Consider the following 22,324-nt stretch of genomic DNA (forward strand, 5'->3'; position numbering starts at 1 on the left):
GAGCAGAAAATCAGTTGGCTTTATTTCCTGGAGCAATAAAGCCAACCGATGCTCGGTTAGATAGAAACCTGACTTTTTCAGGGCTGACTAAATAATCTGATAATGGTCTTTGATTGTATGGATCAGCATTGCCCTGGAGCGAACTCCTGATTTTTTATAGATACTGGTCAGTTGATTCTCAATTGTTTTCTCTGAACTCCCCAGTTGTTCGGCTATTGCTTTGTTGGTAAAGGCTTTACTCAGAAAAAAGCAGACCTGTTTTTCTTTTGATGTCAGCACAGAAAAGCTATCGGGTAATCGCATTGCTTCCAGGCAGATAAAACCATGCGCCTGCTGAGTTCTGCATAATATATTGTCTGTTTCTATAAAGCCTGGCGCAGAGTTGCAGATGTTTTCCAGCCAGTTTTCTTTCATTTGATCCAGAATCGTTTCAAAGGCTTGAGACGCTTCTATAAAGATGCCTGATGAGTCACATATTGCATATGCACTGCCGGGTTGTGAATAGTTTGCCCGCGCAGTGTTCAGCTGTTGTAGTGTGCTGGCCTGTAGCAGGTGTGGTAAAAACAATGCCAGCAGGTCCATTGTCCGCTTACCGTGTTCTGTCGTTTCATTGAGCACTGAAACAATCAGGGTGTGAATCCGGCCCGTCTTACAGCATTGAGATGATATATAGCAGACCTGTTCTTTTGCCGGAAAAATATCCTGGCTCAGCGAGGTTGGCCTTTTTGCCAAAGGTAGCTTGTTGAGTGTAGCAATTTGTTCTGCTGTCAGAGAACAGGCTGTATAGGAGTCTGAATTTGAATAAGTCATGCAATCAAACCGCTGTTCTGAATCCCACACGAGCCAGTAAAGGCATTCGATCGCAACGACATGATCTAACTGCCGGATAACCGCTTGTTTGAAAGCCATTTCATCCTGCATTTGTATCCTTTCATATATTCTGGCGATTTGTTGTCCGGGTTGCAGTGGCTTTTTTGATGGGGTCAATTGTAGCAATGCCATGTATTGTCCTTAATATTCTGGCTGAGAAATCAGGTGTTGTCGGGAAGAGCAGTGGGTGAGTTTCAGAATTGATTTGACATGATTTTTAACCGTTGCTTCAGTGATCTGTAACACTGATGCGATCTCTTTATTTGATTTTCCCTGACGTATCAATTCCAGAACCTGCTGCTGACGCCGACTTAACAATCGTTTATGGTCATTATGTACTTGAATATATAGCAGGCCATGAGCACTTTGAGCGGTAAAAGGAATACCCTTAACTTCAAAAATACCATCGAGCAAGGTTTCCGGGATAGGCAGTTTACCTTGATGAATAAGCCGATACTGCTGGTTTAAATTCCAGAAACCGTCCTCAGCTTCAATAATATTGCCATAGTGATCCAATACTGCTCTGGCATTTTGGGCCGCTTTATCAGCAGGAAGCGAGGTCGATTGAAAACCATTGAGGATATTGACCTTAAGTGCGCCAATCAGGCAAGGCACCAGACACTCTTTTATCTGTTTTTCTTCCGTTGTAAACGGTTGATCTGCGTCATGCCGTGCCAGTGTGACAATATGCATCAACTGGTTTTCAGGTGCGACGGATATGGTCATTAGAGAGTGATGTAATGAGTATTTTTCACAATACAGGCGATACATATCTGAATTCAGCCACTCATCTTTGGGAACAATATCAAGAATATCCTTTGTCTGCCCTAAACACCCCAGCATGATACCAAATACCTGCTGCACTTGTTGCGATACTGACGACAGGTGATGGTAATCTTCCATAAAGCCTTCTGGCAGATTAAGAGTAAAAGCATCTTGCTCATAAAAAGGAATCTGTTGTTCTGCCCGTGTCAGCCATACGCCACTATCAGCATTTAAACAGCGGGCAAAAACTTTAAATGCAGACTCCTTGAATGAGCTATGTGGTGTCGTTAAGGCCAGTTGATAGAGTTGGCTGATAACATCATCGAGCGGATGATAAAGACTGAACTGATTATCCATTGAATCAGAGGCATTATCTCTGTGGTACGCGAGATTAGCCCTTTTCCCCTATAGTGATATTAATTCTCTGCAGACATTAAACGCCCTGAGGCCCTTAACAGCATGGAGGTAGTAGAATATTTTTTATCTATGTTCTGTACGTAGTGTATCGCAGTGCAAAAAATGCTGCTACTAACCCCTGATTGTTATGGTTTTATCGACTCCATAAAATTCACCACCGCATAGGCGTCACTGGTTCGTCGACTGTAAAAGCTCCCTCGGTTTTTACGCATCAGCAGGCTACATTTATGGAGAAATGATGAAACCTTATAAATTGCTATTCACCAGTCTGATTACAGTTTTATTGCCTTTTACGGTCTCTGCACAGGAAATATCTCTGTCCAATCCTGATGCAGAATATGCCAATAGAAGCTGTGTCTTAAAACAGTATATTGAGCATAAAACCGCACTGCCTGCAGATTGCCGCTGTGGTAATAACAGAGCGAATACCGGAGGTTTGAATGTCTGTCAGCGACCAACAGAAGTAGCAAGAAATATGGGGATCAATATCGCAGAAGGGCCATCTTTTGCGAATTACTACAACTCTGAGCTGACTGGTGGTTTTATTGATTACGACAGAAATGAGCTGATTGCTTCGGTACAATGGGACGCGGGGGCAGAGTCTAAGGGACTGGTTGTAGCCTATAACTTATCTGATTGGTCCCGGCGCTTTATCAGTGGTGATGCAGAAGATGAATATGGCCATCGAGTCATTGCTAAAGGTCCACGCTTTTTTGAGTTGAAAGATATTCAGCCGGGTATTGATGGCTTCTGGTACGGTTTTGGTTATGAGCAGGGTAAATCGGGTGGTGGTGCCAGAATTTTTCGTGTAGACCCTGAGACCGGAGACCGAAGCGTAGTATGGCAAGGGCGAACAGCAGAATATGGCCAATGTCCATCCGGCCGGAAAAACATCAGAAGAGAATCACAGAAATATGTGCAATATACCCAGCAAGCATTTGCTATTGATCAGGCAGATGGTTCATTCCTGCTTTCGTTCAGTAACAATAAAATGGGTGGGACAGGTATTGCCCGTATTTCCCCGGATGGCTCAAAGTGTGACTTTGTGACGCTGAGTGGCAGAAGAGATGATGGTCTGGAAGTGGGCAGAGGGTTTGACATGCGTGGACCTATGTTAGGCCTGTATCTGCATAATGGGAAAATTTACACTCACTCCAGTGGAGAGAAAACCTTTTTTGAGATTGATCCCGCTACAGGCAACAGAAAGGCGCTGACCCGAAAAGCTCCTAAGCCACCGGCCTGGCGTCGTGTAGTCTGGGACGATAAAAGGGAAGTATTCTGGGTCTCCGGTAAAATGAACTCTGTTACGGTGACAGCTTATGATCCAACGCTGAATAAATATCTGCTGGCGCATAAAAGCTGCGGTAAACGATCAGACTGGGAATGGTTTCCGCTATGCATGGGCGGCCCTCTGAAGATTAACTCATTGAACTACGGCCCTATGTGGCTGAATAAAAATACGGGTAATCTGATTTTTGGACAGGATTTGATTGGTATTGTGGAGTTTGAACCGGAAACAGGTAACTCAATCAATCGTAGTTTCTGATGCGAAAGGAGCTGGTTTTCACCGGCTCCGTATCGTTGTTATCAAAGCTTAGGATAGAGTGTTGTTGACAAGAGACCACTGGCATAATTTTTCAGGTGACTTATCCCGTGCAGGAAAGGGCTGCTGGCCCTTCCTTGTCTGCTTGTCATTGCAACTGATTTTTAAGAGGCAGGCTAACACCATCCTTTTTTCGCATGTCCCGGAGGGCAGTGTTTCGTTTTAGGTTGTGTTTCATTACCTTGCTCTTGTGTTTTCTTAATATCAACATCGATATCATCAACCTGTCCCTGTACCCGGGTAAGTTGGCAGCCAGACAAAAGCAAAGAAGACAGCGTAAGAGTTAATAGTAAAGATTTCATAAATATCCTGCTTGTCAGATGATCCATATTGCATTGTACTGGCGTAATTTTAGCTGGATAACATATTTTTGCTGGCAGACTGATCACAATTCAGTCGGAAAAAGCACTATGCACATATGGTGCACTCCATACTATTATGCTCTTTGCATGCCTTCTGTACCGAAAGCTGAATACCCGCTTCCAGTTCACGTCAGGCATTTCCTGTCCTGTTGTAATGAATATGGCTTTATTCAGTGCTGTGGAGAGTCTTAGTCTGTCCAGCGCGCTTCAGCCCACATGATTTGCTCTTCATCAGTCAGAAAGCTCCAGGCAACAACCCGGCTGATTTTCTGGCCCTGGGCCATATTCATTGTTTTTACCTGAGTCGCTTTGACTTTTTTCAGTACAGAGTAGATTTCATCAAGATTTTCTTTTTTCGAAACCAGTGATGTAAACCAGAGGCATTGTCCGGCATAGTCTGCACTTTCCCTGATCATTCGCTTAAGGAATGCTATTTCTCCGCCTTCACACCATAGCTCGGTATTCTGGCCACCAAAATTAAGGCCATGCTGTTGCTTGTTGTCAGAGACTTTACCACCTGATTTTTCCTGTTTATTTTTTTGCAGATTCTTTTGTTTTCGTTCTGTACCACTGGTCGCTTCTTCAGCCGACTTATGGAAAGGAGGATTACACATAGTGAGTTCGAACAAATCCTGATCTTTAATGATGCCATGAAAAACAGATTTTTCATCCAGCTGACGCCTTAAACGAACCATGCCAGACAGGTTGCGATTCATCTTAACCAGCTGAGTGGCAAAATTTACTGAAATCGGATCAATATCAGAACCAATAAACGACCAGCCGTAACTCTGGCTGCCAATGATAGGGTAGACACAGCTGGCACCAGTTCCTATATCCAGAACAGAGACTTTCTTGCCTCGAACCAGGTTACCATTATTCAGAACCGCCAGAAGATCGGCGATATAGTGAATGTAATCTGCTCGTCCCGGAATTGCCGGACATAAATATCCCTCAGGTATATCCCAAAAAGCGACTTTGTATGTTTGCTTTAGTAAAGCCTGATTCAGTGCCTTGACAGCTTCAGGATTACTGAAATCTATCGACTGATTCTGACCGGGGGTGATTTCAATAAATTCTGATAGCTCCGGAACCCGCTTTTTTAAGAGATTGAAATCATATGGCGCATTATGTGGATTGCGGGGATGCAGCTGTTTTTTTGTATCAGAGGACATGAATACGTTCCGGGGTAAAATTCATTTCAGAAAATTGTAGCAGAGGAATAAACAGAAAAACTATGATAAATAATGAGTTACAACCAGAGCTTTGATGGTGATTCCATCTTGTACAGTAGTGATTCGGCTATGGATGTATCTGATAAGGCATACTTTGTGGGATGCCGTTTTATCAATATGATTTACCTGATTCGCAGCCTGGGGTAAGCATATGTTTAATCAGGTAAATCTATATGAAACATCGAAGAATATTATTTATATTCTCTGATAACATCAGCCAGTAGCTGGTCTATACAGGAAATAACTTTAAGGCTGGCATCTTCCATAACCTGAAGATGTCTTAGCATACCTGTAGTATCGCCTTGCTTCCCCGCCTGCAGTGCTGCACGACCTGAGTCATGCACCAGTTTATGAGGTTCATCCAGGTTTTTGAAACTATGCAGATGGCTGTAATGCTGTGCGCCATAACCGTTAAAGTACCAGTTACCAAGTCTGCATTCGGTATGAGCGTTGACTGCTTCACTAAAAGCCTGTTTGTCAACATGAGAATAAATCTGGTTTTTCCATACGGCATGATCCAGCTTGACAGTATTCAGAAATGAAGACGTGGTTACTATCGCAATAACCTTTTTCATGTGCTGAGATCGTTCCAGCACTTCAGCGACAACCTGATCCATCTGGGATGATGATGCAGCAACCTCAGCAGCACTTTCCTGGTTTTCGCCAACCATACCTTTAATGTCTGTCGTCTGAGCAATAACTTTATGTACCAGAGCTTCGATTTTACTGCTGGCGTCATGCGCTTTTGCTGCTAGCTGGCGTACTTCGTCGGCTACTACGGCAAAGCCTCTGCCTGCCTCTCCAGCTCGTGCGGCTTCAATAGCTGCGTTCAGTGCCAGCAGGTTGGTCTGATCTGATATCTCCTGGATCGTAGATACCAGCTGACTGATTCCACTCGCAGTTTCATCCAGTACTGACACGGCTGACATGCTTTTGCCTGCATGCTCATTGATAAAATTGGCGCGTACTTCCAGTCGCCCCAGGGCCTGGCGGGTATGTTCAAATACCTGATCCAGTTGTTCCTGTTCTTCGCGTTCTTTCACAAGGTCTTCGGCTGTATTGGCCAGGCCTTCTCTGATCGTTGACAGCATGGCACCACCCTGAAGAATACAGGGCATAATCCGTCCATAATCCTCAGAGCTTTGCTGTACAAGGCGGATATGATTCTCCTTTTCTGTAACCAGTTCTTTCAGTTGTGCAACTTCCTCGCTGTGTGCTTTTTTTAACTGTTCAATTTCATCTTTCAGCGCCTGGTTTTCTGCTTTCAGTTTGCTATTGAATATCATCGTAATGCACTAACCTTGTGAACTGGGTGGATATGCTGAGACGCTCAGCATGACAGAAATGTGAATATTCTAACGCTGATTGTAATATTATGTAATTGATTTTTTTTGCAAGAACGTAGAGAAAGGGATTAAGGGCTGTAAATGATCGCTTTATCCCTGCCTGTGTGTTTGGCGCGATACATTGTTTTATCCGCAGCATCAAGCAGTTTGTCAATGCTGTTGAAGCTTCTTTTGGCACCCGGTGCATGAGTAGCAATACCTATTGATGCCTGAAGGGTAATACGAAGGTTGTTATCCATTTTAACAGGAGTCTGCTTAAGGCCTTCCCTAAGGCGTTTGGCAATTGTCATAGCGACATCACTGGATATATCTGGCATGATAATAACAAACTCTTCGCCGCCATAACGGCCTACATAGCCCGCTTTGCCAGTATATTTTGCCAACGCTCTGGCAAAAACCTTCAGGGCATAATCGCCCATCTGATGACCATATTTATCGTTGACCTGTTTGAAATGGTCGACGTCAAGAAACATGACCGTAAGAGGTTTGCCTGTTTTGCTGGCTCTGACAAAGGCTTTTTCAGATATGTTCTCAATATGTGCCCGGTTGAAAACGCCTGTCAACTGATCTTTTTTCAGTTGCTCTTTCAGTTGGCGTTCACTAGCCCTGGCTTCTTTTACTTCACTTCTGGCACTGGCCAGTTGCTGCATTAATTTCAGATTTCGTTCAACCAGCAGATGTTTCGCTTCTTCTATAAGTTCAGCAGGGGAGAACTCTGTCTCGATGTTCGTTTCAAAAATATTATTAATAGAGGGAATCTGGGCCGTTATAGCTTCAATAATTTCAGCAATTTCTTTGTTCGAAAATAACTGGCATTTATCACTGTTGCTGATCAGAAAGCTCATTTTCTCTTTTGCATTATCCTGTACCCATAGTTCTGCATACTTGCAGGCAAAAGCGATACTTTTAGTTCCGCCACTACTATTTTTATTGCATTCAGTATGACTTTCTCTGATCAGATCGACATAGAACTCAGGCATGCCCCAGTAATCCAGTAGCCAGGCGCCTGTTTCTGCATGCGTAGTACCGAATTCCGATTTTTCAAATAAATAAAGCTGAGCATGATCTACCGCACTATGATAAACCACGCCATATCGGTCTGGCTCGATTTCATTCATAGCCAGCATGCCTATATCCTGAATCAGGCCAGCCAGAAAAAAGCGTTCAGGTTTTTCCAGTTTAAGATGACGGGCAATGGTTCTGGCAGCCAGGCCTGAAACAAGGCAACGACGCCAGAAAACTTCATGATCCATACTATTCATATTGCAGTCATGCATAGCTTTAGCAAATGAAAAACTTAAAGCCAGGGTCATGGTCATGTCCAGGCCCATACGAGTAATGGCATCCTGCACTGTAACAATAGGAGATCTGGGGAAATTAGCAGCAGAATTAGCCAGGGCTACAATTTTTGAGGCCATGGCCGGATCTTTTTCCAGAATGTCAGCAATTAATGCAGAATCGCTATCATCTTTCTTGGCGTGCTCAATTACCTGCATAGCTATAATGGGCAGAGAGGGAAGTGTCTGGCAGTTTTCAAGTTTTTCAACAAATGCCTGATTCATTCAGGACTCCCAATCTGATGACGCTACGTTCTGTAAGGCACTGTAATAAGAAGTGTATAGTGCATAGGATATGGCTACAGAAGCAAGATGACAATAAAAAAAAGAGGATATGCGTATCCTCTTTTTTCTTTTTTTAATCATTGTGTTAACCAGGCTCGGATCATGTAGTTTTCAGATTCGCGAGTTGTATTGTCTGTACCTGAATTGTTGTCTTACTGTCGAAATTTTGCTTCGTATCATTTTGTTCTTTTTCAGAACCCCGGACCAGACCGGAGTTTTATCCATCGGGTTTAAAGCCCCTTAAGTGCTTCGATATGTTTATGGGCGGAGTGTGCCAGAGAGCTCAGGTCATAGCCTCCCTCCAGAACAGAAACAACCCGATTGTTACAATAAGTACCCGCAACATCCATAATTAGTTTTGTTACCCAGTAGAAGTCTTCTTCTGTCAGATTCACCTCTCCCATAGGATCATCTTTATGGGCATCAAAACCTGCAGAGATGAAAATCATTTCTGGTCGATGGATTTGCAGTGCAGGTAACCAGCTATCTTCAACTTTTTTTCTGAATTCCAGGCTGTTACACCCTGAGTTCAAAGGTGTGTTGATAATATTGTCCCATTCAGAATCAGCAAAACGCCATGGGTAAAATGGGTGCTGGAAACTGGAACAGACCAGCACGTCAGGGTCATTTTTAAAAATATCAACTGTGCCATTCCCATGATGGACATCAAAATCTACAATAGCCACACGTTTAATGCCAAAATTCTGACGTGCATGCTCAACACCGATAGCGACATTATTCAAAAAACAAAAACCCATGCTTTCAACGCGCTCTGCATGATGCCCGGGCGGGCGTACAGCACAAAAAACATTGTCTGCCTGATTTTTAAGAATTTGCTCAGTTCCTCTTACAACTGCACCTGCTGCTAATGTAGCGGCATGCATCGTTTTTGGGCCGATCAGGGTGTCATCATCAATTTGTACCAGGGTCTCTCCTTCATCTGGCTGGCTGAGTTCCAGTGAGCGGACATGAGCCTGGGGATGTACGCGATAAACTTGCTCTTCTGTCACGGCACGCGCATTGTAATGCATCAGTTCCTGGAAAAGACCTGATCTTTCCAGTTGCTGATTAATCGAAGAGATCCTGTGCGGACTCTCCGGATGCCAGGGCCCCATGTCATGAAGCATACACTCAGAGTGACTAATATATGATGTGATCATTAAACTTCTCCCTCATGATGGCAGTTTAAAATATCATCAAGATGAGAGATACTGGCATATAGTCGATATTGCGATGCAGCAACCTTACTTAACCGGAGTTCAGCGTGGGTACACGTTTTTTAAAATACTTTTTTGAGCCAAAATCTGTTGCCGTGTTCGGTGCCTCTGAAAAAGAGTTCAGTATGGGGGGGCAGGTTATCCGTAATCTACAGGATAGCCAGTTCCCGGGGCAGCTTTATGCCGTCAACATTAAAGGCTATGATGAGGTCTTTGGTGTACGTTGTTTTAACAATGCTGAGGCTCTGGCAGAGTATCAGGTGCCGGATCTTGCTATCATTTGTTCACCGCCAGAAGCAATTCCTGATCTGGTTGGGCGGCTGGGTCACCTGAACGTTAAGGCTGCGCTGGTATTATCCGGAGGGCTTTCCCGTGTGCCCAGTGCTAACCCTGCTCATACCCTTAAAGATGAGATGCTGACTGCTGCCAGGGAGTCTGGTATTCGTATCATGGGACCTGAATGTCTGGGGATCCTGGTTCCAGGCAGAAAGCTTAATGCCAGTTATTCTTCCCGTAATGTTAAAGCTGGAAAAGTAGCTTATATCGGTCAGTCCGGCATGCTGGGTAATGCAATGATTGACTGGGCTAATGGGCAAGGGATTGGGTTCTCACACGTTGTCACTCTTGGGGATAGTGTCGACGTGATGCTGCCGGATGTTATTGATTATATTAATCGTTATAGTCATGCCCAGGCAATCATTCTGCATCTTGAGTCGATCAGTGATGCCCGGCATCTTATGACGGCTATTCGTGAAGCCTCACGTAACAAACTGGTTCTGGCCATTAAGAGCGGCCGCATGATCAGTTCCGAGTACGCACCTGAAATTATCACTCCCGGATTGAAAAACAGAGATGACATTTATACTGCGGCTTTAAACAGAGCAGGTGTCGTCAGAGTCAATAATGTCGAAGAGCTATTTGATGCGCTGGAATCTCTGTCACGTATTAAGCCTGTCACAGGCGATAGACTGGCGATTGTCAGTAACGGTATGGGGCCAAGTATTCTTGCTGCCGACAAACTGATGATGTCGGGTGGAAAACTGGCTCGTTTGTCCGAAGATACGTTGACTCAGCTGTCAGAAAATATGCCTGTTCAGGTATCCGGGACTAATCCGGTGAATATTGGCGGTGATGCAACGCCAGATCGCTATGTGGAAGTACTGAATATCCTGGCTAATGCTCCGGAAGTTGATGCGGTGGTAGTGTTACATGCACCGACACGTCTTGCACCAAGCTGGGAGTCAGCTCATGCCGTGATTGATAACAGAGGGCGTTTCCGAAAAAGTATTCTGACCTGCTGGATGGGGATGGAAGAAGCCGGGCCTGCCCGCCATGAATTTAACCTGGCCGGAGTACCGACATATGTTTCTCCTGAACATGCGGTACAGGCATTCATGCATATGGTGAATTATCGTCGCAGTCAGTCCTTGTTACAGGAAGCCCCGCCGAGTATTCCCCATGAAACACCTTATGATGTGAGGCGAAGTGCCAGAAAAATGGTTGTCAGAGCCCGTGAAGAGGGGCGTGCGGCACTGACTCATCAGGAAAGCACTCAAATTCTCAAAGCGTACAATATACCTGTTGCCCCAACCTGGTATGCAAAAGATGAAAGTGAAGCAGAGGAGATTACCCGTAATAATCTGGGTGATCAGGCGCTGGCAGTAAAAATTGTGCACGAAACCAGCTGTCAGCCATTTGTATATCGGAAGCATCCGCACAAGCTTTCAGCGGGGTTATTGCAGGATATCACTACGCCGGAACAGATGGGACAGGCTGTTCAGCGGCTGAAAGAGAAGGTTGAGGAAAAATTTCCAGAGAGTGATATTTACGAATACTGTATTCAGCCGATGCAGCGTGGTAAGCATTCTATGCTGCTGAATCTGGGGGTTACCCGAGACCCGGTATTTGGTCCTGTGATTCTGTTTGGTATTGGCGGATATAAAGAAAATGTCATGGCTGACAGGCATATCGCTTTGCCTCCTCTTAATATGACACTGGCATTTGAACTGATTCAGCGTTCACATGCTTACCGACTGATTAAAGAACACAGTGATCATCCGGCAGAAGATATTGAAGCAATTTCTGAGGTGCTGGTTAAGCTAAGTCAGATGGCAGCCGATATTCCTGACCTGAAGGGACTGGAGATCAATCCACTGATTATTAACCGGGATGAGATGCTGGTTGTCGATGTAAAAATTGATCTGGGTGAGCCTGCGTACCATGCGATTATGCCATACCCGGAAGAGCTCAGAGAAACGGTAACACTTAAGACCGGACGAAAAGTTGAAGTGCGTCCTATCCGTGGTGAGGATGCTCCGGCGCTGGTTCAGTTTCATAGTCAGCTGAGTGAGCAGAGTATTCGTTTCCGCTATTTCCACAATAAATCTGAGCTGACGAAGAGGGATCTGGCGACATTAACCATGATTAATTATGATCGTCAGATGGCTTTTATTGCTGAAGAAGTGCTGGATGACGATAGCCGTGAGATTCTGGGGGTCGTGAGAATCTGGACTGACCCGGATAACATCAGAACAGAGTTTTCTGTCCTGATCCGTGATGATCTGCAAGGAGAAGGATTAGGCGCGCTCCTGATGAGAAAGATGATTAAGTACTCTAAAAGCGTGGGTACTCTGGAGATGATAGGCAAGATCCTGGTTGAGAATCATCCTATGAGAGGGCTGATGCGCCACCTGGGGTTTGCCTGCCATTACAATACTGATGAGCAGGTTATTGATGCAGTGATGCCTCTGAACGAACCTCAGAATGAATGGCAAAGACACAGACTGGAATCTACCAGCGGAGTGTAGCCTCCGCTGTTTTCTTTGGTATATCAGTCTCTGGCATATCCGATTTGATTGATATGCCAGTGCCGCACAGGATGGGGGTTAAGGGGACAGTCTTTCAATCTGCCAGTCACCACCTTCAATGACATAGCGGAATCTGTCATGTAAACGACTAGGCTGGCCTTGCCAGAACTCAAACAGATCAGGGACAATACGGTATCCGCCCCAGTGAGGAGGGCGAGGAATCGTTTCCCCTTCGAATTGTTCTGTGAACTGGTCACAGCGTTCAGCAAGCCAGGTTCTTTCAGGGATGACTGCACTCTGTTTCGATACCCAGGCTCCCAGTTGGCTGTCACGTGGGCGGCTGGAAAAATATTCATCAGACTGCTGTGGAGAGATGCGTTCCACTACGCCATCAATTCGGACCTGGCGCTGTTTCTGCCCCCACCAGAAGACTACAGATGCATGAGGGTTACCAGCAAGATGCATCCCTTTTTCACTTTGATAGTTGGTGTAAAATATAAAGCCACGGGAGTCGATGCCTTTCAGAAGGACAATACGTGAAGCTGGACGGTTTTCCGGTGAAATAGTGGAAAGAGTCATTGCATTCGGGTCAAAAGGTTCATTCTTTACTGCCTCTTCAAACCAGCAGTGGAACTGATCGAATGGATTGGCTGCAAGGTCTTCTTTTGCAAGTGATTCCTGGTCAAAAACCCGACGCAAGGATGAGATATCCTGATTCATATTTATTATCTCTGACTTGTTTGGTAAAGCTTATGGACAGTCCGCAAACCTGACTGGATTTGTCCGATATGACTACAGATTGTGTATCACTACACTATATCTGACTATAGTTTCACCATATCATTCATTTTTCTTAGTGACTAACTCAATTTCTCTGGTATTAACAGAAGTCCGGTAAAACTATGCCAGAGATCAGACTTTACGGCTAAAGTCCAAGAAAGTTTTTTATCCCTGAGAAAACAATCTGAGCAGCCATTGCGCTGAGTATCAGTCCGGTCATTTTGCTCAGAATATTAAGCCCGGTGGTACCGAGAATTTTTTCTATCTGGCTGGAAATGTATAGTAAAGCCCCCAGCACTATTAATGCGGAAATCAGGGCGCTGACACCAATCGCCATTTCCAACGGGGTTTTCAACTCTGCTCCATATACCAGAATGGCCCCGATTGTGGCTGGTCCTATGATTGTTGGAATGGCCAGGGGGACAACAGAAATATCATCACCGCCATCTTCTTCTCCGGGAACGTCAGTGGCGTGATTTCGGACGCCATCTGTTACCAGACTGACAGCAGACAGAAATAGCAGACATCCAGCACCTATCCTGAAAGAGTCCAGGGTAATCCCCAATATTTCAAACAGGGTTGTCCCAAAGAAAAAGAGCACCAGACTGATTAATATGGCAGAAAGAACCGCACGGTTGATGGTTTTTCTTTTCTGCTGCCTGGATTCATTCCGGGTTAATGCAAGAAACATCGAAACTACAAAAAATGGGGCAAACAGGAAAAAGAATTGCATTAATGTTGAAAAAAATAAATGCATCTGTATGTTCTCGTTTTTTAAGGAGGAATTTTCTTAATTATAGTCTTTTTGTAGTTGTGTCGGCTATTCTTCTCTGGTGAAAGGTGTCCGGCATGTAAGTTACTGTTAATAAAGTTAAACAATTAGTTGCCGATAGAGTTAACTTACTGAAAAATCAGTTATAAGGGCTACTAATCATAGTTTCACTGAGTTATGCTTCAACAAACTCTCCCGGATAACATTGCAGAAGGTTGGGTCAATGGATTTCGCCACGCTTATAGGGCTTATAACAGGTATAGCATTTGTTGGATTAGGCATCGCTCAGGGCGATGATCCTTCAATTTTTATTAACATTGCAGGTCTGCTTATTGTAATCGGTGGTACTTTATCTGTTACCCTGGTTAAGTTCAGAATTGCGAGTTTCTTTACAGGTATTAAAGAAGGCTTCGGGGTTGCTTTTCTGGAAAGCAACGATAACCCCAGGGAAATTATACAGCTGGCTAATCATCTGGCTAAAATTGCACGCCGTAATGGTTTGCTGGGCCTTGAAGATGAGCCGGTTGACAACCCTTTCTTTGCGAAAGGTATTCAGCTTTGTGTGGACGGTCACCCGCCTGAGTTTATTCAGAAGGTGCTGGTCAACGAGATGAGTATGTCGATTGACAGAAAGCAGTTGGGTGAAAAAGTTTTCCGCAGTATGGCGGGTTCTGCTCCGGCTTTCGGGATGATTGGTACTCTGGTCGGTCTGGTTCAGATGCTGAACAATCTGGACGATCCTTCTAAATTAGGGCCAGGTATGGCTGTTGCGTTGTTGACAACATTGTATGGTTCTTTGATTGCGCAGGTCTTTATGTTGCCCCTGGCTGATAAACTGGCTTTAAAAGGCGCTGAGCTGGAATCTAATATGTCTCTGATTACAGAATCTGTACTGGGTATTCAGGAAGGTCTGAATCCAACAGTGATGGACGAGTTGCTGGAAACGTATCTTCCGGATTATCTGCGCTCAGGTATGTCAATGTCAGAAGAAATCTGAATGTTTTAGGTCTTCATGGATGGATGATGATTCTAAGACGCAGGTACTTCTGACATTTTGAAGGATTAGAGTGTAGGGGGGTAGGTAGTCGAGGTGACGGGTATCAACACTAAAAACAGACGCAGAAGAAAGGCTAAGAATGATGAAATCCCTGAGTGGATGGTAACATTTGCCGATATGATGACGCTGTTGCTTACTTTCTTTGTGCTTATTCTGTCATTTTCCACGACAGATGTTCAGCGCTATAAGAATGTTGCAGAAGCGTTGCAGACATCTTTTGGCCTTCAGGATCTTAATCCTCTGAGTATTATTCCTGCGGATAATCCTCCGCAGAATGAAAATATTATTGAACCGATTAAGCCCCATGAGTCGACGGATTCAGAAGAATCTGAAGAAGAGAATCAGTTAGATAGTATTGGTAATCGCCTGGAGACTAATTTCACAGATGAAATTGAAAAGGGTGTTATTATCGTGGAAAGGGATGAAGATCATATTATTATCCGCTTCCCTGATGAATCAGCCTTTACCTCTGGCAGCGATTACCTGGAGCCAGCTGTTGTTCCTGTCCTGCAGAAAGTAGGGCAGCTGATTTCAGAGTATGAGATGTTTACTATTGTTGGGGGCCATACTGATGACCAGCCAATCAATACCGAACGTTTTCGTTCTAACTGGGATCTTTCAGCAGCCCGTGCGGTATCTGTTGCCCATGAGTTAACCTGGTTGACAGATTTAGAAGAAGAGTTTCTGTATGTCGTGGGTAATGCTGATGCCAGGCCATTGGTACCTAATGACACGGTAGAGAACAGAATTAAAAACCGCCGGGTAGAGATTCTTCTTATTGAACGACCCGATAAAACAGAACGTGATGTTTATCAGGGAATTCAACAGTCGCCTCTGTTGAGATAGGAACTATTTATATATTAAAAGCGTCTCAGGTGTGGGCGCTTTTTTTTATGCTGAATCTGATTGGCTCTCGTCAACGTAATCCGGCAAAGAGATAAAAAGTCAGGATAGATTATGTTTTCAAGAATGAAACTTGCCCAGCAGTTAAGTCTTGGGTTTGGGGTACTGATCCTCTTCAGTATCATTATTACCGCTTTTTCTTATAAGGGTCTGAAAGATAGCTTCGATGGCGTTGCTCAGTACAGAGTATTTGTTGAAGATACAAAGATTGCCAGTCAGCTACAAAGTACAATGCTAATGCAGGGTGCAGACGCGCTGAGTTATCTTAGCCGACCTGATGAAAAGACTCTGGCCCACTATCAGGATCAGGCAGAGCGACTGACGAATCTGGTAGAGCATGCCCAGGCTGGTGTAATGGATGATCAGCGTGCAGCTCTGGTGAAAGATACATCGGTACTGATTAATGAGTTTCAGCAATCGTTCGAAATAGTGAAAGAAGAGATTGCTAAGCGAGATCAGTTGATTAATGAGCGTCTTTTCCCTGCCGGTCTGATAATGAGTAAGACGACTACCTCTCTGATGGAAAATGCTTACCTGGGAGGGGATGGTAATACCATCTTTTATGCTGCCAGTGTACAAGAGCATCTGCTGTTAGGACGTCTTTACGCAAATAAGTTTCTGGTACGCAAAGATGAGGCTGACCATGCCCGTGCTTTGAAGGAATTACAGGAAATCCTTCCTAACTCTCTTGCACTATTATCTGGTGCTCTTGATGGTAGTGAAGAGCAATTGTTAAACACTTTCGCAGATGCCCATTATCAATATCTTTCTGCTCTGGCTCTGGTCTATGACTCTGTAACTAAAGTGTCTGAAATCTCAGATGAAAAAATTATCCGTCTGGGCGTAGAGATAACCGAACGTACAGATCAGATTAAGAATCTGGTCCAGGAAGAACAGAATAAACTGGGTCCTGTATTAGAAGCAGAGATTTCCAGGTTGATCGACCTTATTCTCACCGTTGCCCTGATCATTATTATCATAGGTATTGTGCTGACCATAATCATGGTTCGTCAGATTAAGGAGCCAATTGGTGGTGAGCCTGCCCGAATCGCTGGCATTACCAGAAAAATTGCTGAAGGAGATCTGAGCCAGATTCAGCAAGGGCAGGTTGAAGGAACGGGTATTCTGGCTTCTGTGACCCACATGGGGTGTCAGCTTAAGCAGATAATCGGTTCAATTGCGGATACCGGTGATCAATTGCAGCAGACAGCAGAATCAGCATCTGCTGTTGCTCAGCAGACGAATCATATTGTTCATGATCAGGAAGGGCGCATTCAGCAGATTGCCGCTGCAGCGACAGAAATGGCTGCGAGTATTCAGGAGGTTGTAAGGCATTCTGAATCTTCTGCAGATGCTGCAAGGACGGGTCTGAAGTTCGCTGATGAAGGTAAACAGACGGTTCAGCAGACACAGATTGCGATCCAGGATCTGGCGAGTAATGTTGAGCAATCCGTTGAACTGATTCAGTCTCTGGAAGCCAGTAGCACAAACATTGGTTCGGTTACGGAAGTGATTCAGAATATTTCTGAACAAACCAATCTGTTGGCACTTAATGCTGCGATTGAAGCTGCCCGTGCTGGTGAACATGGTCGGGGGTTTGCTGTTGTCGCTGATGAAGTACGTCAGCTGGCTCAAAGAAGTCAGGATTCAGCGCAGACCATTCAGGATATGATTAATCAGCTGCAGGAAGATATTAACCGGGCTGTTGATACCATGCAGGATAGTAAGGAAAAAGCGTTGCATACTGTTGAACAGTCAGAAAAAACGGGTGAAGCTCTGGATACGATAGTCTCCAGTATCGAGCAGATCAGTGATCTGAATACCCATGTTGTGACGGCTGTCAGTCAGCAGTCTGCGGTAGCGGAGGAGATCAGCCAGAATATTGAAACAGTTACTGAGCTATCTTCGCAGACGGTGGATGGTGCGCGCCAGACTGCAGCCGCCAGTGAGCAGTTGTCGGGCATGTCCAAAGATCTGGGGGTGATTGTGCGGCACTTTAAACTCTGACCGTCAGATACCCATCATACCTGAGCCTGTCGAGCCTTTTCGGAGCGACAGGCTTTTTTATTTATCCTTTTGAATCCTTTCGATAAATTCCTTCGTATAGTCATCCTGAATATAAAAGTAATAAAACCCTGATTACCTGCTTATGTGTTTCTCTGATCTTTTTGCTTTTCAGAAAAAGGAGAGAGTTTCTCAGGTAAAGATAAATGATGCTGTATATTTAATCAGTATCCTGACATTGTTTGTCAGGAGCGGGCCTCTAAAGTATCCAACCTTCAGATTAACTTTTCAGGAGTGATGTTTATGGCTGGCAACAAGTCAGAAGGCTTTTGTCGAACAGGATCCGGTAATTTGTCAGGTACTGAGTCTGACTCATTGCTTACAAAAAATGACCTTGCAGAAGGGCCTCTGCAAGGTGCTCCGGTTGCTATTCTGAGTAACGGGCATTGCCAGATACCTCAGCAATTCTATGAATTCAGTCATACTCTGGGCAGTGTAGAAGCGTTGCTGGACCTTATTAGTTTTTCTGAGCACTTTCCTGTTTTCAGTGGAGAGGATACCGGTGGTATATATATTCAGGTGGGTATTATCGGTTATGAAAACTATCCTGGCTCAGGACAGATCAGGGAGAAAAAAATAGTCTATGGCCGGAAATGGAGAGTAGAAGAAAACCTGCCAACCAGTGAGATTATTCAGACCGTTTTCCTCGCTTTAAAGAAAGCTCGTGAACATGAAGTAAGAGAGCTGTTTACTCTGAAGTCTGCTTCTGAGATTTATGATAAAGAGCGTAGCTGTACACCTTTTAATAACCACCATGATTTACCGTTAATGCAATTTGCAGATCTGCTGCCTGAAAAAAGTGCTGACTTTTCAGAGCAAGAGGTGAAGGATTTTCTGAAGAGAATCCGATTCGGGCTCAGAGAGATTACTCTGATTCACTATGAGCAGCGACATAATGGCGATTATCTTATGGATTTCAGACTTGGGGTAATACCTGACGGAGAGATAAAGCTATTTCCTGAGTATGATAACAGAGAGATCAGCGTCCTTATTTCTGAGCCCGGAATCAATGCTGTTTTATATGGGCTTATGGATCAATTGCTGGCGATCAGTGAGCGTTATGTTGAAGAGCGTTTCAGATTCAATGGTTTTGCGCGCTTCAGCAGGACGCTTGATGTGCAGAAGATAGGCGCGTTTTCTGTTCAGACCCGTTGCTTTGATCAGCAGAAAATCAGTGCTCAGTTTAATCAGGATTTCCGACAAATGTGCGGTGAAGTGGATCGGAGCCGGGTACCTGCTCTGAAAACAGATGCTCAGAAAAGAAGACTTAATCCGATTTTACAACAGGCCCGAATTAAAGAAGGCTTTTTACCTGAGGTCTATGGTGTTGATATTGCCTCATAGATCAAGGCTTTATTGGAGGTAGATAGACTGATGATGGGATATAATAAGTCTGTATTTAATCTATTGACCGTATGATGGGACTTGCATGACTACACTGACTATCCAGACTCCAGATGACTGGCATTTACATCTTCGCGATGGCGATATGTTGCCTGAGACTGTTCCGGCAACGGCCCGTTGTTTCAAGCGCGCGATTGTAATGCCGAATCTTGTGCCACCTGTAACCAATGCCGAGATGGCTATGGCATATCGTCAGCGTATTCTGGATGCACGGCCGGAAGGCAGTGATTTTGATCCTCTGGTAACGCTTTACCTTACGAATGATACTTCTGCTCAGGATATCATTGAGGCTAAAGCAGCAGGCGTTGTTGCCGCTAAGCTTTATCCTGCTGGAGCTACGACGAACTCTTCCGCTGCGGTTAAGCAGCTGGAGGCTATGTACCCGGTCTTTGAAGTGATGGAGCAGCAGGGAATGCTGTTGCTGGTTCATGGTGAAGTGACCGATCATCACATCGATATTTTTGATCGGGAGAAAGAGTTTATCGATCAGAAAATGGTGCATATTGTTAAGCGTTTTCCTGACCTGAAAGTTGTTTTTGAGCATATCACGACAGCTGATGCTGCACAGTTTGTTTCAGATGCTTCTGATAAAGTTGCGGCAACAATTACACCTCAGCATCTGTTGCTTAATCGGAATGATCTTCTGGTCGGTGGTGTTCGCCCTCATAACTTCTGTTTGCCTGTTCTGAAGCGCAACACTCATCAGGAAGCGCTGCGTCGTGTTGTTCAGTCCGGTTCTCCAAAGTTCTTCCTGGGGACTGATTCTGCGCCGCATGCAAAAGAAGCTAAAGAAAATGCGTGCGGTTGCGCAGGATGTTACAGCGCCTGGAGTGCTATTGAACTGTATGCCCATGTATTTGAAGAGCTTGATGCGCTGGATAAACTGGAAGGCTTTGCCAGTCACTATGGTCCGGATTTTTATGGTCTGGAGCGCAATAGCGGTACCATTACACTGGTACGTGAAGATTGGACGATACCTGATGAAATTGATTTGCCCAATGGGAAGCCGATTGTGCCTTTCTTTGCGGGTCAGACGGTACACTGGAAGCTGCAAAGCTAATTCTGAAGAAGGGCTCTGGCTTATCCGCTGATAGTCAGTATTGATTCTGTCAATCGGGCCATGGGGTGTTAACCGTCCATGGCCTGTTTGCTTTTTAGTCCATATTGGCTTTTAGTTATATTAGTCCAGAGATACGGCCGTACCGGATACTGATATTCCCCCGGTTACAGGTATGCTGACGTCTAATAAGCCCGGACGTCCCATAATTTCTCCCTGACGCAATGTGATCTCTGCTGGCGCCTTAATCAGGCCCGCTTCTCGCAGGTATCCTCCGAGAGCTGCGGCTGCAGCCCCCGTAGCCGGATCTTCAACAACACCGCCGACCGGGAACGGATTTCGGCTGTGGAAAACCCCTTCGCTGTCTCGCCAGACCAGTTGTAATGTCGTCAGGTCATCATCCAGCATGAGCTGTTTAAGTGCCTCAAAATCATACTGGAGGTTATCCAGACGTTCTTTGCTGGCGGCAGCCAGAACGAAATGCCAGTTACCTGCATAGGCTCTTGCTGGCGGAATAGCAGGATCCAGTTCATCTCTCTTCCAGCTCAGTATCGCCAGAATGTTTTCCAGCAGAGATTCCGGAGCATCCTGGTATTCAGGTTCAACTGACGTTAATGCCGCTGTTCTGAGATTATTACGAGTTTGTACTGTGACAGGGACTTCTCCCACGGTAGTGTTAAGCAAGTAAGTGTTATCGCCGTCAGAATCACCAAGTGCAACGCCGCTGGCAATGGTGGCATGGCCGCAAAAAGCCACTTCCGCTTCAGGGCTGTAGTATCGGATCATGCGTACCTTCCCGGACGCAGGTGCGATAAAAGCTGTTTCTGAAAAACCAACCTGAGTAGCAATTTTCTGCATCTCTTCACTGGAAGGCAATGTTTCTCCTATCCAGACACCGGCAGGGTTACCACCTGCTGTATTTTGCGTAAATGCTGCCAGTCGACGCAGTCGTCCGGTGTGAGAGAGTTGCCCGGCGTGAGAGTCAACAAGTACATTCTGTGAGCTATTTGCCGGAGTATCTGTTGTTGTCATGATATTGGTCCTTATCCGTATTCGGGGTTTGAAAAACATTATCAGCACTATAGGATGTTCAAAATCAGGTATAAATAGTTAAAAATGAACATCTGGTGTTTATAAATGCACATTGATGAATTGAACTGGAATGATCTGAAGTTTTTTCTGGCTTTATCCCGTGAAGGGTCATTGAGTGCTGCCGGGCGCAGGTTAGATGTTAAACATACAACTGTTGCCCGAAGAATTCTGGCGCTTGAAGAGCATTTGGGGACTCGTCTGTTTGATCGTTCCCGTTCCGGGTATGCGATGACTCAGGCAGCAGAGGATCTGTTTGAGCAGGTTGTTGCGCTGGAAGAGAATATTCTGAGTATTGATCGTCAGGGTACAGGTCGGGATGCTGCACTTTCAGGTCCTCTTAAACTGACGATCGCTCATGAACTGGCAAATCGCCTGATCATTCCTGAGCTGGGTGCTTTCTGTCGTATGTATCCCGGAATTGATCTGTGTTTATTAATGACCAAGGATCTGATGAATCTTGGGACTATGGAAGCTGATCTGGCGATCAGGATGACACCTAACCCTCCGGAAGATCTGGTGGGGCGTGAGCTTATGCCTATGGGGCACGGTATTTATGGTACTAAGAAGATTGTCACTGAGTTCACAGAAAGCAATCAATCCGATTCGGTTGACATTATTTTATTTGAGGATGAAACCACGCCTCCTGATTGGGTGACACGCCACTTTAAGCGCTTCAATGTGATCATGCGAGTGGATGATGTGGGATCTATGGCTGTTGCTGCTGCACAGGGGGTTGGATTCGCTAAATTACCCTGTTTTATCGGTGAGACTGAAGCCGGATTGCAAAAACTGGACCTTGATCTTCCCGCATCAGCGTGGGGGATCTGGCTGCTTTATCATGCTGATTTACGTACAACAGCCAGAGTCAGGGCATGCCGAGAGTTTATCGAGCATACTCTGGCGCAGAAAAGGTCGATTATTCAGGGAGGTTCAGCAGACAGAACCCGGTAGTCA

The 22,324-nt window shown here is 45.1% G+C and carries 19 protein-coding genes and 1 pseudogene; 9 read left to right on the plus strand and 11 right to left on the minus strand.

Annotation, left to right across the window (positions count from 1 at the left end; genetic code table 11):
• Nucleotides 1-87: 87 nt before the first annotated feature.
• Nucleotides 88-1,002, minus strand: a complete 915-nt coding sequence (locus tag H4O21_RS21615) for a helix-turn-helix domain-containing protein (RefSeq protein WP_182811083.1) — start codon at nucleotides 1,000-1,002, stop codon at nucleotides 88-90.
• A 9-nt stretch (nucleotides 1,003-1,011) separates the two neighbouring features.
• Nucleotides 1,012-1,992 (minus strand): response regulator transcription factor, encoded by a 981-nt coding sequence (locus tag H4O21_RS25495; RefSeq protein ID WP_220495792.1) that lies wholly within the window; start codon nucleotides 1,990-1,992, stop codon nucleotides 1,012-1,014.
• Between the two features lie 295 nt (nucleotides 1,993-2,287).
• On the opposite strand from H4O21_RS25495, the gene H4O21_RS21625 reads away from it, so the two are divergent.
• Nucleotides 2,288-3,598 (plus strand): hypothetical protein, encoded by a 1,311-nt coding sequence (locus H4O21_RS21625; protein ID WP_220495794.1) that lies wholly within the window; start codon nucleotides 2,288-2,290, stop codon nucleotides 3,596-3,598.
• Nucleotides 3,599-3,771: 173 nt separating this feature from the next.
• Here the strand turns inward: H4O21_RS21625 and H4O21_RS21630 are convergent, their stop codons facing one another.
• Both H4O21_RS21630 and rlmF read right to left on the minus strand, forming a co-directional pair.
• Nucleotides 3,772-3,957, minus strand: coding sequence for a hypothetical protein (locus H4O21_RS21630; protein ID WP_182811087.1), 186 nt, complete (start codon nucleotides 3,955-3,957; stop codon nucleotides 3,772-3,774).
• 248 nt (nucleotides 3,958-4,205) lie between these two features.
• On the minus strand, nucleotides 4,206-5,189 hold the full coding sequence (gene rlmF, locus H4O21_RS21635) for a 23S rRNA (adenine(1618)-N(6))-methyltransferase RlmF (protein ID WP_182811089.1): 984 nt from the start codon (nucleotides 5,187-5,189) through the stop codon (nucleotides 4,206-4,208).
• Nucleotides 5,190-5,261: 72 nt separating this feature from the next.
• Here rlmF and H4O21_RS26025 point away from each other — a divergent pair, with 72 nt between their 5' ends.
• A complete protein-coding gene (locus tag H4O21_RS26025) occupies nucleotides 5,262-5,396 on the plus strand; it encodes a hypothetical protein (protein WP_255487411.1) in 135 nt (44 codons plus the stop codon).
• A gap of 44 nt (nucleotides 5,397-5,440) precedes the next feature.
• Here H4O21_RS26025 and H4O21_RS27100 read toward each other — a convergent pair whose 3' ends face one another.
• The 4 genes and pseudogenes from H4O21_RS27100 to H4O21_RS21650 form a co-directional block, all read right to left on the minus strand.
• Nucleotides 5,441-5,866: a CZB domain-containing protein gene (locus H4O21_RS27100; protein ID WP_370463947.1), complete on the minus strand. Its 426-nt coding sequence runs from the start codon at nucleotides 5,864-5,866 to the stop codon at nucleotides 5,441-5,443.
• A pseudogene (locus tag H4O21_RS27105) lies at nucleotides 5,867-6,535 on the minus strand (methyl-accepting chemotaxis protein); the annotation flags it as partial.
• Between the two features lie 128 nt (nucleotides 6,536-6,663).
• Nucleotides 6,664-8,157, minus strand: coding sequence for a sensor domain-containing diguanylate cyclase (locus tag H4O21_RS21645; protein WP_182811093.1), 1,494 nt, complete (start codon nucleotides 8,155-8,157; stop codon nucleotides 6,664-6,666).
• A 290-nt stretch (nucleotides 8,158-8,447) separates the two neighbouring features.
• A complete protein-coding gene (locus H4O21_RS21650; RefSeq protein WP_182811094.1) occupies nucleotides 8,448-9,377 on the minus strand; it encodes a histone deacetylase family protein in 930 nt (309 codons plus the stop codon).
• A 104-nt stretch (nucleotides 9,378-9,481) separates the two neighbouring features.
• Here H4O21_RS21650 and H4O21_RS21655 point away from each other — a divergent pair, with 104 nt between their 5' ends.
• Nucleotides 9,482-12,241, plus strand: a complete 2,760-nt coding sequence (locus H4O21_RS21655; protein WP_182811096.1) for a bifunctional acetate--CoA ligase family protein/GNAT family N-acetyltransferase — start codon at nucleotides 9,482-9,484, stop codon at nucleotides 12,239-12,241.
• 78 nt (nucleotides 12,242-12,319) lie between these two features.
• Here the strand turns inward: H4O21_RS21655 and pdxH are convergent, their stop codons facing one another.
• Nucleotides 12,320-12,961, minus strand: a complete 642-nt coding sequence (gene pdxH, locus H4O21_RS21660; protein ID WP_182811099.1) for a pyridoxamine 5'-phosphate oxidase — start codon at nucleotides 12,959-12,961, stop codon at nucleotides 12,320-12,322.
• A gap of 205 nt (nucleotides 12,962-13,166) precedes the next feature.
• Nucleotides 13,167-13,778 carry a MarC family protein gene (locus tag H4O21_RS21665; RefSeq protein ID WP_182811100.1) on the minus strand — a complete coding sequence of 204 codons (612 nt, stop codon included), beginning with the start codon at nucleotides 13,776-13,778 and terminating at the stop codon, nucleotides 13,167-13,169.
• Between the two features lie 238 nt (nucleotides 13,779-14,016).
• On the opposite strand from H4O21_RS21665, the gene H4O21_RS21670 reads away from it, so the two are divergent.
• The 5 genes from H4O21_RS21670 (at nucleotide 14,017) to pyrC (ending at nucleotide 20,281) form a co-directional block, all read left to right on the plus strand.
• Nucleotides 14,017-14,790, plus strand: coding sequence for a motility protein A (locus H4O21_RS21670; RefSeq protein ID WP_182811102.1), 774 nt, complete (start codon nucleotides 14,017-14,019; stop codon nucleotides 14,788-14,790).
• Between the two features lie 93 nt (nucleotides 14,791-14,883).
• Entirely contained in the window at nucleotides 14,884-15,696 is an 813-nt protein-coding gene (locus H4O21_RS21675) for a flagellar motor protein MotB (protein ID WP_182811104.1), read from the plus strand.
• A gap of 111 nt (nucleotides 15,697-15,807) precedes the next feature.
• Nucleotides 15,808-17,760 (plus strand): methyl-accepting chemotaxis protein, encoded by a 1,953-nt coding sequence (locus H4O21_RS21680; protein ID WP_182811106.1) that lies wholly within the window; start codon nucleotides 15,808-15,810, stop codon nucleotides 17,758-17,760.
• Nucleotides 17,761-18,060: 300 nt separating this feature from the next.
• Entirely contained in the window at nucleotides 18,061-19,161 is a 1,101-nt protein-coding gene (locus H4O21_RS21685) for a hypothetical protein (protein ID WP_182811108.1), read from the plus strand.
• A gap of 85 nt (nucleotides 19,162-19,246) precedes the next feature.
• A complete protein-coding gene (gene pyrC, locus H4O21_RS21690) occupies nucleotides 19,247-20,281 on the plus strand; it encodes a dihydroorotase (RefSeq protein WP_182811110.1) in 1,035 nt (344 codons plus the stop codon).
• 120 nt (nucleotides 20,282-20,401) lie between these two features.
• On the opposite strand, the gene H4O21_RS21695 is transcribed toward pyrC, so the two are convergent.
• Nucleotides 20,402-21,310 (minus strand): PhzF family phenazine biosynthesis protein, encoded by a 909-nt coding sequence (locus tag H4O21_RS21695; protein WP_182811112.1) that lies wholly within the window; start codon nucleotides 21,308-21,310, stop codon nucleotides 20,402-20,404.
• 105 nt (nucleotides 21,311-21,415) lie between these two features.
• On the opposite strand from H4O21_RS21695, the gene H4O21_RS21700 reads away from it, so the two are divergent.
• Entirely contained in the window at nucleotides 21,416-22,321 is a 906-nt protein-coding gene (locus H4O21_RS21700) for a LysR family transcriptional regulator (protein ID WP_182811114.1), read from the plus strand.
• Nucleotides 22,322-22,324: the final 3 nt, after the last annotated feature.

It is taken from the genome of Oceanospirillum sediminis, from assembly GCF_014164585.1.
Lineage (GTDB): Bacteria > Pseudomonadota > Gammaproteobacteria > Pseudomonadales > Halomonadaceae > Oceanospirillum > Oceanospirillum sediminis.

Coding starts and splice junctions, on each gene's coding strand:
- pyrC (WP_182811110.1), top strand. CDS start 19,247: ATGACTACACTGACTATCCAGACTCCAGATGACTGGCATTTACATCTT.
- H4O21_RS21665 (WP_182811100.1), bottom strand. CDS start 13,778: ATGCATTTATTTTTTTCAACATTAATGCAATTCTTTTTCCTGTTTGCC.
- H4O21_RS26025 (WP_255487411.1), top strand. CDS start 5,262: ATGAGTTACAACCAGAGCTTTGATGGTGATTCCATCTTGTACAGTAGT.
- H4O21_RS21695 (WP_182811112.1), bottom strand. CDS start 21,310: ATGACAACAACAGATACTCCGGCAAATAGCTCACAGAATGTACTTGTT.
- H4O21_RS21680 (WP_182811106.1), top strand. CDS start 15,808: ATGTTTTCAAGAATGAAACTTGCCCAGCAGTTAAGTCTTGGGTTTGGG.
- H4O21_RS21670 (WP_182811102.1), top strand. CDS start 14,017: ATGGATTTCGCCACGCTTATAGGGCTTATAACAGGTATAGCATTTGTT.
- H4O21_RS21700 (WP_182811114.1), top strand. CDS start 21,416: ATGCACATTGATGAATTGAACTGGAATGATCTGAAGTTTTTTCTGGCT.
- H4O21_RS21685 (WP_182811108.1), top strand. CDS start 18,061: ATGGCTGGCAACAAGTCAGAAGGCTTTTGTCGAACAGGATCCGGTAAT.
- H4O21_RS21615 (WP_182811083.1), bottom strand. CDS start 1,002: ATGGCATTGCTACAATTGACCCCATCAAAAAAGCCACTGCAACCCGGA.
- pdxH (WP_182811099.1), bottom strand. CDS start 12,961: ATGAATCAGGATATCTCATCCTTGCGTCGGGTTTTTGACCAGGAATCA.
- rlmF (WP_182811089.1), bottom strand. CDS start 5,189: ATGTCCTCTGATACAAAAAAACAGCTGCATCCCCGCAATCCACATAAT.
- H4O21_RS27100 (WP_370463947.1), bottom strand. CDS start 5,866: ATGGATCAGGTTGTCGCTGAAGTGCTGGAACGATCTCAGCACATGAAA.
- H4O21_RS21630 (WP_182811087.1), bottom strand. CDS start 3,957: ATGAAATCTTTACTATTAACTCTTACGCTGTCTTCTTTGCTTTTGTCT.
- H4O21_RS25495 (WP_220495792.1), bottom strand. CDS start 1,992: ATGGATAATCAGTTCAGTCTTTATCATCCGCTCGATGATGTTATCAGC.
- H4O21_RS21625 (WP_220495794.1), top strand. CDS start 2,288: ATGATGAAACCTTATAAATTGCTATTCACCAGTCTGATTACAGTTTTA.
- H4O21_RS21645 (WP_182811093.1), bottom strand. CDS start 8,157: ATGAATCAGGCATTTGTTGAAAAACTTGAAAACTGCCAGACACTTCCC.
- H4O21_RS21650 (WP_182811094.1), bottom strand. CDS start 9,377: ATGATCACATCATATATTAGTCACTCTGAGTGTATGCTTCATGACATG.